The following is a 6,619-nucleotide window of genomic DNA, read 5'->3' on the forward strand; positions in this document are numbered from 1 at the left end:
TGAGTTGATTTTGTTTAGAATCCAAGCAATCTAAGTTAGATTCTAAACCAATATGCCAATTTCGCATAATATCTTGCTGTGTTTTGTGAAACATCATATTTCCTTAGCCATTGTTACAACCAAGTTACAAGTCAACTATGAAACTAATTGGAATATCATAAAACATCACATTATATTGAAATAATTACTATATGTTAAAAATATCAATAGACAAATTCAATGATTGCCATAGTTGTAGCATCGCCCCTACGAATCCTGCTACGCAAAACCCTAGTATATCCACCATTACGTGTAAGCAACTTTGGCGCAACTTCTGTAATAAGCTTCTTAGTAGCTCTCTTGTCTTGCAATTCTGCAAAAACAAATCGATGCGTATTGAAGTCCGCTTCTTTGCAATGACTTATTAATCTCTCTATATATCGCTGCAATTCCTTTGCTTTGAATATAGTTGTTTCTATTTTTTCATAGTTAATAAGTGATATACTAAGATTCTTTAACAATGCTTTGCGATGTGAAGATGTTCTACCTAATTTCCTATATCCATGTCTATGCCTCATATTATATATCCTTTATTTTTCTTTATTTTTAATTTTGTCCCTTAAGCTTGGCTAATCTTTTATTTACGGTTACTATTAAATCATTAGGTAGGTCCATACCTATTGGATAGCCTATCTCATTCATCTTATTAGATATTTCCTCAAATGACTTCTTACCAAGATTCTTTATATTCTTTAAATCATTTTCACTCATTAAGGCTAACTCGCCAATGTATTTAATACTTGCTTTTTGCAAACAATTGCTTGGGCGATGCTCAAGATTCAGAGCATCAACACTAGCAAGCAATACCTTTAGCTCTGGGCTATCATCACTTAATCGATTATTACTAGTAGGCACATCGCTTAACTCTGCGCCAAAAACACTCATTTGAGAGTGCATGATACCCACTGCTTCCTTAAATGCATCCATTGGATCAACTTGCCCATTTGTCTCTACATCGAAAACAATCCTCTCGAAGTTGGGATTGCTATCATGTAGCACATTCTCTATTGCATACTTAGCTTTCCTAACTGGAGTAAAAAAGGCATCAAGAGGTATATAATCACTGCTTATCTCTTCTCTGATAGCTTCACTAGGCACATACCCTAATCCTTTTTGTATAACTAGTGAGAATTTTAGCTTAGCATCGCTGTTAATGTTAGCAAGATGAGAATCTGAATCAATAATGCTTAGAAATTCATTATCAAGATTTTTGCCTTTAAGCTCCATGGGTCCGCTAAACTCATAAAAAACCTCTATTCTTTCTTGATTTCTCGCCTCTTCTTTTATCTTGAATTTTAAATTCTTGATATTGACAATCAAGGGGGCAACATCTTCTGCCACGCCACGAACAGAATCAAACTCATGTGCTACGCCATCAATCTTGATAGCAATAGGAGCATATCCAACAGTGCTTGATAATAGCAATCTGCGAACAGGGTGCGCTATCGTAATAGCATATCCTGGCTCGAATGGATAAGCATGCAATCTAATGTGATTTGGAGCTAGCTCTTCAATTTCGAGTTTTTCTGGAATATATGGTCTTATCTTTATACTTTTCATGATGATACCCTTAACTTATTTTGAATAGAGCTCCACTATTAAACGCTCCTCTATTGGAATCTCTACTTCATTTCTCTCCGGGTTTCTTGTAAAAATTCCAAATTTCTTATCTTTGTCAACATCAACCCAAGGTACAATACCAGTTTGAGAAGTCAGATCAAGAGCCCGAACAATCTGAAGATTGTTTTTACTCTTTTCTTTTACCTCTACTTTCTGCCCCTGCTTAACACTAAAGGATGGAATATCTATTCTCTTACCATCAACCAATAAATGCCCATGCGATACAAGCTGTCTAGCAAATCTCCTAGTAGTAGCAAATCCCATGCGATATACAACATTATCAAGTCTACTTTCAAGCAATCTTATAAGATTCTCACCTGTATTACCTTCTTGACGATTTGCCTCTCTAAAGATAGAACGAAATTGCTTTTCGCTTATGCCATACATAAATTTAGCTTTTTGCTTTTCTCTTAACTGCAAACCATAATCCGAAATCTTGCCACGTCTTTGCCCGTGCTGTCCTGGTCCATAGTTTCTACGCTCTAATGAGCATTTACCAGCCAACCTCCTCTCGCCCTTGAGAGCTAGGGAAATACCAAACCTTCTTTCAATTTTTTCAACAGGTCCTCTATATCTTGCCATATATACTCCTTACACTCTTCTTCTTTTGGGCGGTCTACAGCCATTATGCGGCAAAGGTGTTACATCTTTAATCCACAACACTCTAATTCCATCTGATGAACCAACACTCTTAATAGCAGTCTCTCTACCGCTTCCTGGTCCCTGCACTTTTATGCCTACCTCTTTTACTCCATGCTCCTTTGCTTTTGTCATTGCAGATTCTACAGCCTGTTGAGCAGCATAAGGGGTTGATTTCTTGCTTCCCTTAAATCCCAAACCACCAGCAGTAGCCCAGCAAATAACATTTCCCATTTCATCAGTTACAGTAATATTAGTATTATTAAAGGAAGCGGAAATACAAACGATTGCTCTAGCAATATTCTTTCTTACAACCTTTTTCTTAATGCCTGTTTGTCGCTTTGCCATTGCCTACTCCTTATTTACTGCCAACTGTCTTTTTCTTGCCTTTTCTTGTGCGAGCATTATTTTTTGTCGTTTGTCCTCTCACAGGCAAGCCTCTTCTATGTCTTAGTCCCCTATAGCTACCTAAGTCCATCAATGCCTTAATATCCATAGTTACTTTTTTACGCAAATCTCCCTCAACCATATAGTTTTCTTGAATCTTTTTTGCAATTCTTGAAACTTCATCTTCGCTGAGATCATTAACTCGCTTATCAAAAGAAATATTTACAGCATCTAAAATATCTCTCGAGCTTTTAAGCCCTATACCATAAATATATGTAAGAGCATATTCAACTCTTTTCTTTTTTGGCAAATCTACACCAGCAATTCTAGCCATTATTTATCCTTGTCTTTGTTTGTGTTTTGGATTCACGCAAATTACGCGAACCACTCTTTTGCGCTTGATAACTTTACATTTATCGCACATTTTCTTAACCGATGGTCGAACCTTCATAACAACTCCTAACCATGACATTACGTTATAACCACTACTCTAATGAATGATCAAAAGAATAAAGTTTGCGATTATAGCAAATATAAGTTAAAAATTACCTTATTATTGAAGCAGAAGATTTGAAACATCGCTAAATTTATCACTATTTTGCACCATAAAACAAAATAAACCCAATAGACCAATTACAAATAAAACCCTAAAGCCCGCATTAAGTGATAATCAAATATAAGTTAGAATCAAAACTTAAAAATGTAATCAATCCTAAAAAGTAAATACTAGTAAAGAGCTAAGTATTCTAGCAAAAAAAACCATTAGATAAATAATAACAATTTATGCACTTTCTAGTGCTTGCTTTGTTGGAGTGTATTCTATTCCAAAAGCATCACTTACACCTTTGTAAGTGCATTTTCCATTGTAAGTATTCACACCTTCAAATATGCCCTCATTCTTTAATGCAGCCTCTTTTGCACCGCTATTAGCAATCATAAGCCCAAAGCTAAGAGTAGAATCCGATAATGCTAATGTAGCTGTTCTTGCTACTGAACCGGGCATATTGGCTACGCAATAATGAAGTATTCCATCTATGTCATATACAGGATTATCATGTGTTGTTGCATTTGAAGTCTCAAAACAACCACCTTGATCAATTGCTACATCAGTTAAGATTGCTCCTGTTCTCATTACTCGTAAATCATCTTTTTTAACTAGTTTAGGAGCTTTAGCCCCAGGAATTAACACGGCCCCAATCACAACATCTGCGCTAGCAATACTTGAGAGAATATTTGCCCTAGAGCTATATAAAGTATGAATCCTCATGTTAAACATCTGATCTACATAGGCTAATCGATTAGTATCTATATCCAATATAGTAACATCTGCTCCAATGCCAACAGCCAATTGCGCAGCATTCAATCCAACAACGCCAGCACCAATGATTGTTACTTTCCCCTTAGGAGTGCCAGGAATTCCACTTAAAAGAATACCACTGCCACCGAAAGTTTTTTGTATATATTTGCTTGATTCAATGACTGCAAGACGTCCAGCAATAGAACTCATAGGTGCTAGGCATGGCAAGCTTCCACGAAACTTAATCGTTTCATAGGCAATAGAAGATATTTTTTTGGCTAAGAGCATTTCAGTTAGCTTTCTATCTGCAGCTAAGTGTAGGTAAGTAAATAGAGTTTGACCATCTCTAAAATAATCATACTCGCTTTCTATTGGCTCTTTAACTTTAATAATCATTTCAGATTCCCCAAAAAGCTTTGTCTTATCAACTATCTCTGCTCCATTGCGCCTATATTCCTCATCACTAAAGCCTATAGCACTTCCAGCATCATGCTCAATCAAAACCCTATGCCCAGATTCTACATATTCATGCACATTTGATGGAGTTAAGCCTACGCGATACTCATGAACTTTGATTTCTTTTGGACATCCAATAATCATAATATTTCCTTTATGCTTTTAAGTAGTCAAATATAAATAGCTTGTATCTAGACATCATGAATTAACACAAGTAAACTATTTAGTATAACGTAAATCTAAACATTTAAGAAAAAGCAAAAACATTGCTTATAACCCATATAATAAATTTAGCATAGTTATTAACCTACAATATTATATTAACACAAAAACTTATTTAATACACAATATACCAAGTTAGAACCATAATAATAAATCAAACAGAAACTTTTAGCTCTATAAGGTCTAAACATAATTGGGAATTTATTCGCAAACCATGCTTAAAATCAAATATACTCTGATATATAGACAAAAAGCAAAGTTAATTAAGATTACTTTTGGCTAATAATATTAGGATTAGAATCTTGTAGTGCTACATATAGCTCAACTTTCCCACTAAGCAAAGTTGTTTTACTAGTATTTAGAATCTTAGTAGCGTTTGAATTGTCATAACTCTTACTATCATGCTTTTCATTACTCCAATTAAAACTTATACGAAAAAGCCTTCTATTAGAATCATTTGGATATATAAAAATATTTATCTTTGTAAATGCTAGCGGTTGCTTCATTTTGGCTAACTCTTTTTGCTTAGCATTCCAAAATGTAGCTAGATTATTCCCATTAATATCTTTAAAGCTTTTATCATAAAATTTAAAAGCTCTGTTCTCTCCAGATTCTAATGCTTGCTTATATTGATATATAAAGGCTAGTAAAGTTGCTAATTCATCTTTAGTTACAATTGCAAGCTCGCTCTCATATACCAAAAGTGAGCTATCTCTCCAGTTAACGATTTTATCATATTTATGCAATAAATCATTTTCAATCACAATGCAACCTCGAGTATGGAGCTCCTTCCTATCGCCATTGAGAGGTTTACCATGTATCCATATCCCGCTACCAGTCCTTTTTAGAGATCTGTCATAAGCATTTGGATATGTAGTAGATAGAGCTAGTCCGCCATAGTATTGATCTAGCTTTGTGTAGCGATTATTTATGTTATATACTCCAATGGGAGTTGTCATGTCTCCCTCTTTTTTCTTACTACCTAACCCCTCTGCTACAAGAGCACTAGAACTTTGAATCTCTTCTAGCTGAAAATTCTTGATTTTATATAATGTTAGGTTTGGAATACTTTTATCAGATACAAAGAGAAATCCCAAATCCTCGAAATAACCATAATTTGTAGACTTATCCTGTAAATAGTCTAGCCAATATTCCTTTTTTGTAAGTTCATGAGCGGAATCGCTCAAAGCTAAAACGGATAAAATAAATGTCAATAAACAAGATCTCTTAATACTAAATAAAATATTTTTCATATCTATTCCTAAATAAAGATTCATTTATCCACATTATTAAAAATGCCATAGCCCATATAAAATCTTCTATGAAATGGAAGATTTTAGCATAAAGTTACATTTACACACAAGCGAAACAACATTCACTATTATTAATATTGTGTTGATTGCATAAAATTATTTGAGTATATTTGCCAGTGCTAGGATTTAAGTAAAGATTCTAGAATGCCACTTATAAAAAAAGATGATTATACCCTCCCCCCCCCCTATCATTCTAAAAGAGCAAAGTGTGGCTTAAGAATCTATAAATTAGATTGAATAAATTACAAGTAGCCAATGTCATAAAGTCTTGTGTAAACAAGTCTAATAATATAAAGAATCTCTAAATTAGAATCTAAACAGAATAAAGGATAGTAGATTAAGAATAGTAAAGGTTATATTTAGCTAACTTTAGTTAGCTAAATATAACAAATACAAAGCATTTAATATAGCAATTAATAGAATGCTAAACATAAATAAAACTAATCTTATTTAATATGACAAAGGAGATATTTCACTATGTTCACACATTGGTGATCAATTATCATTGACTGCAAAGTATGATAAGTAACAAAAAGTTCAATAATAGATATTTTATATTTTCTTAAATACTACATAGTATTAAGTATTAACATAACCAATTAGTAAAACTAATGTAGGTTTAGAATCTATAGACATTTCTATTAGA

Annotated in this window: 8 protein-coding genes; all 8 read right to left on the bottom strand. The window is 33.7% G+C overall.

Annotation, left to right across the window (positions count from 1 at the left end):
• Nucleotides 1-203: 203 nt before the first annotated feature.
• The 8 genes from rplQ to LS73_RS09530 all read right to left on the bottom strand — a co-directional run bounded on the left by rplQ (nt 204) and on the right by LS73_RS09530 (nt 5,913).
• A complete protein-coding gene (rplQ, locus tag LS73_RS09495; RefSeq protein WP_034556970.1) occupies nt 204-557 on the bottom strand; it encodes a 50S ribosomal protein L17 in 354 nt (117 codons plus the stop codon).
• 28 nt (nt 558-585) lie between these two features.
• On the bottom strand, nt 586-1,599 hold the full coding sequence (locus LS73_RS09500; RefSeq protein WP_034556968.1) for a DNA-directed RNA polymerase subunit alpha: 1,014 nt from the start codon (nt 1,597-1,599) through the stop codon (nt 586-588).
• Between the two features lie 15 nt (nt 1,600-1,614).
• On the bottom strand, nt 1,615-2,241 hold the full coding sequence (gene rpsD, locus LS73_RS09505) for a 30S ribosomal protein S4 (protein ID WP_034556967.1): 627 nt from the start codon (nt 2,239-2,241) through the stop codon (nt 1,615-1,617).
• A 9-nt stretch (nt 2,242-2,250) separates the two neighbouring features.
• Nucleotides 2,251-2,646 (bottom strand): 30S ribosomal protein S11, encoded by a 396-nt coding sequence (rpsK, locus tag LS73_RS09510; RefSeq protein ID WP_104692243.1) that lies wholly within the window; start codon nt 2,644-2,646, stop codon nt 2,251-2,253.
• Nucleotides 2,647-2,656: 10 nt separating this feature from the next.
• Nucleotides 2,657-3,019 (bottom strand): 30S ribosomal protein S13, encoded by a 363-nt coding sequence (rpsM, locus tag LS73_RS09515; RefSeq protein ID WP_034556964.1) that lies wholly within the window; start codon nt 3,017-3,019, stop codon nt 2,657-2,659.
• 3 nt (nt 3,020-3,022) lie between these two features.
• Nucleotides 3,023-3,136: a 50S ribosomal protein L36 gene (gene rpmJ, locus LS73_RS09520; protein ID WP_034573932.1), complete on the bottom strand. Its 114-nt coding sequence runs from the start codon at nt 3,134-3,136 to the stop codon at nt 3,023-3,025.
• Nucleotides 3,137-3,466: 330 nt separating this feature from the next.
• On the bottom strand, nt 3,467-4,582 hold the full coding sequence (ald, locus tag LS73_RS09525) for an alanine dehydrogenase (RefSeq protein WP_034556963.1): 1,116 nt from the start codon (nt 4,580-4,582) through the stop codon (nt 3,467-3,469).
• A gap of 347 nt (nt 4,583-4,929) precedes the next feature.
• A complete protein-coding gene (locus tag LS73_RS09530) occupies nt 4,930-5,913 on the bottom strand; it encodes a L,D-transpeptidase Cds6 family protein (protein ID WP_034556962.1) in 984 nt (327 codons plus the stop codon).
• Nucleotides 5,914-6,619: the final 706 nt, after the last annotated feature.

Source organism: Helicobacter muridarum (genome assembly GCF_000765805.2).
Taxonomy (GTDB): domain Bacteria; phylum Campylobacterota; class Campylobacteria; order Campylobacterales; family Helicobacteraceae; genus Helicobacter_A; species Helicobacter_A muridarum.